Annotated in this window: 4 protein-coding genes; 2 read left to right on the forward strand and 2 right to left on the reverse strand. The window is 61.9% G+C overall.

Going from position 1 to position 3,279, the window contains the following annotated elements:
• Together EOC06_RS34860 and EOC06_RS34865 are read right to left on the reverse strand one after the other, a co-directional pair.
• A partial coding sequence (locus tag EOC06_RS34860) for an MFS transporter (protein WP_164898914.1) occupies positions 1–458 on the reverse strand: 458 nt, incomplete at its 3' end.
• A 124-nt stretch (positions 459–582) separates the two neighbouring features.
• The gene (locus EOC06_RS34865) at positions 583–1,398 is read right to left on the reverse strand and encodes a UDP-2,3-diacylglucosamine diphosphatase (protein ID WP_127327291.1); all 816 of its coding nucleotides are present in this window, start codon (positions 1,396–1,398) and stop codon (positions 583–585) included.
• A gap of 118 nt (positions 1,399–1,516) precedes the next feature.
• On the opposite strand from EOC06_RS34865, the gene EOC06_RS34870 reads away from it, so the two are divergent.
• Entirely contained in the window at positions 1,517–2,296 is a 780-nt protein-coding gene (locus tag EOC06_RS34870; RefSeq protein WP_128309947.1) for an SDR family oxidoreductase, read from the forward strand.
• A gap of 177 nt (positions 2,297–2,473) precedes the next feature.
• A partial coding sequence (locus tag EOC06_RS34875; RefSeq protein ID WP_281062135.1) for a malic enzyme-like NAD(P)-binding protein occupies positions 2,474–3,279 on the forward strand: 806 nt, incomplete at its 3' end.

Consider the following 3,279-nt stretch of genomic DNA (forward strand, 5'->3'; position numbering starts at 1 on the left):
AGATAGGAGATCGAGCCCCATTTGCGCATGCTTGTGTAGTTCGAACCGAAGCGGCGGACACCCGAAAGCGCCAGCGAATCGGCGATCGGCGAATGCGGCGTCCAAACAATGGTCAGCGCCAATGAGACCGCCAGCACCATCGCATAGGTCGGCGGCAGGAAATAGCCTGCCGCCAACAGCAGTGATGCAGCCATCAGAGCGACATAGACATCGGCGCGGTCCCTGGCACGGTCGGCCAGCGCGGTCAGCAACGGCGTCGTCACCACGCGCAGGAACATCGGCGCCGCCAGAATGACGGCGATCTGCTCGGCGTGAAAACCCTTGGCCTGCAGCCACAATGGAAAATAAGGCAAATGCGTTCCGAGCGGCACGTACAGCGTCGCGAAGATCAGGCTCATGCGCAGTTCGAAATGGCGCGGCTTGACGAGTTGTTCGGGCGAGAGCTGCGGCAGGGCCATGAATCGATCCAATCGCGCTGTATTCGACCGGACGGCAACGCGTATCGATCCCTTAACATGGACGAAAACCGGACGAAACCGGTTGGACTAATTGATCGATTCCGAAGCCTGAAAAGACTTCGGACTATGCCGCCTGCCCTACCCGGTCCTCGATGAGCAACGGGACAAAGGGCTCGTCCGGCGCTTCTGGCAGCACCTGCGCCCAGGTCAGGATTTCCATGCGGCCGTCAAAATGCTCGACCACGGCCGTGCAGCTTTCCACCCAGTCGCCGGTGTTGATGTACTGGACATCGCCAAAATTCTCGATGACGGCATGATGGATGTGGCCGCAAATGACGCCGTCGACGTGTGAACGACGCGCCTCATCCGCAAGCATGGTCTGGAACGAGCCGATGAAGTTCACCGCCTTCTTGACGTTGTGCTTGGCCCAGGACGAAAACGACCAATACGGCAGGCCGAGCAGTTGCCGCAGCCGCGTCACCACGCGATTGACCAGCATGGCCGCGTCATAGGCGTGATCACCGAGATAGGCGAGCCAGCGCGCATTGTGGACCACGGTGTCGAACTGGTCGCCATGGATGACGAGCAGGCGCTTGCCGTCGGCAGTCTCGTGGATGGCGCGGTCGGCGACAACGATGCCGCCGAAATGCACGCCCTGGAACTGGCGGGCGAACTCGTCATGGTTGCCGGCGATGTAGGTGATGTTGGCGCCCTTGCGCGCCTTGCGCAGCAGTTTCTGCACGACGTCATTGTGGCTTTGCGGCCAGTGCCAGCTCCGCCGCAGCCGCCAGCCGTCGACGATGTCGCCCACCAGATAGATGATATCGGCATCGTGATATCGAAGGAAATCGATCAGGAACTCGGCCTTGGCCGCCTTCGAGCCCAGATGGACGTCGGAAATGAACATGCTGCGGAAAGTGCGGGGCTCTTGGCCGGACATCGCGATTTCACCGTTGCTTTCGCGAGCCTATGCCCCGATTCATGCAACAACCGTATGACGGTTGCGATTGGTCCAGCCGAAGGACTAGCTTGCCGGGCAAATCACAGGAGAAATCGTCATGGATCTCGGTATCCGCGGAAAGAAGGCCATCGTCTGCGCTTCGAGCAAGGGACTTGGGCGCGGTTGCGCCATGGCGCTGGCGGAAGCCGGCTGCGATGTCGTGGTCAACGGGCGCAACGCCGAGCTGGTGGCGAAAACCGCCGCGGAGTTGCGCGAGCGATATGGCGTCACGATGACGGAAGTCGTTGGCGACGTTTCGAAGCCGGAAGTGCAGAAGGCGCTGCTCGCGGCCTGTCCCGAGCCGGATATCCTGGTCAACAACAATGGCGGCCCGCCGCTTCGCGATTTCCGCACGCTCGATCGCGAAAAGATCCTCGAAGGCGTCACCCAGAACATGGTGACGCCGATCGAGCTCGTGCAGGCCGTGCTGGACGGCATGGCGGCACGCGGCTTCGGCCGCATCGTCAACATCACCTCGCTGTCGGTCTATGTGCCCATTCCCGGCCTCGACCTGTCGTCCGGCGCGCGCGCCGGCCTGACCTCGTTCCTTGCCGGCGTGGCCAGAACGGTGATCGACCGCAACGTGACCATCAACAGTCTTTTGCCGGGCAAGCTCGACACCGACCGGCTGCGCGGCCCGCATGAAGCCGGCAGCGTCGAAAGCCCTGAGGCCGCGGCCGCGCGCAAGACCCGCATCAGCGCCGACGTTCCGGCCAAGCGGCTCGGCACGCCGGAAGAATTCGGCCAGATCTGCGCCTTCCTGTGCTCGGTCCATGCGGGCTATCTGACCGGGCAGAACATACCGGTCGATGGTGGTCTCTACGTCAGCGCCTTTTGATCAACTTGTCCGTGAAACTGCAGGAACTATTCATCAGAAAATCGGCATAAGCATTTGATCGTTCAAGGCTTTCTACGCACTGGTCGGTAAAGCTGCCTGCGCGTCAATTAGCGTCGCGAAAAACCACGGCTGCATGCTAAAAGGGAATCTCCAGCCAGATTTCGAGGGAGCGGCCGCATGGAAGGCGAGAGCAAAAAGACGGTACGTTCGGACCTCGACGAAGCCGCCCTCTACTTCCACAAGCACCCAAGGCCGGGAAAACTCGAGATACAGGCGACCAAGCCGCTCGGCAATCAGCGCGACCTCGCGCTCGCCTATTCGCCTGGCGTCGCCGCCCCTTGCCTGGAAATCCGCGACGATCCGGCGACCGCCGCCGACTACACCGCGCGCGCCAATCTGGTCGGTGTCGTCACCAACGGGTCGGCGGTGCTCGGCCTCGGCAATATCGGCCCGCTGGCCTCCAAGCCGGTGATGGAAGGCAAGGCCGTCCTGTTCAAGAAGTTCGCCGGCATCGATGTCTTCGACATAGAGATCGACGCGCCCGGTATCGAGCGCATGGTCGAGACGATCTCGGCGCTCGAGCCGACTTTCGGCGGCATCAATCTCGAGGACATCAAGGCGCCAGAATGCTTCGAGGTCGAGGAACAGTTGAAGGCGCGCATGAAGATACCGGTGTTCCACGACGACCAGCATGGCACCGCCATCATCGTCGCTGCCGCGGTGCTCAACGGGCTGGAATTCGCCGGCAAGACCATATCGGAAATCAAGATCGTCACCTCCGGCGCCGGGGCTGCCGCCCTTGCCTGCCTCAACCTGCTGGTCTCGCTCGGCGCCAAGGTCGAAAACATCTGGGTCACCGACCGTTTCGGCGTTGCCTACAAGGGGCGCACCGACGAGATGGACCGCTGGAAAGACCCTTATGTGAAGGACACCGAGGCGCGCACGCTGGCCGACGTCATATCGGGTGCCGACGTCTTCCTCGG

This window comes from Mesorhizobium sp. M7A.F.Ca.MR.362.00.0.0 (assembly GCF_004023175.1).
Taxonomy (GTDB): domain Bacteria; phylum Pseudomonadota; class Alphaproteobacteria; order Rhizobiales; family Rhizobiaceae; genus Mesorhizobium.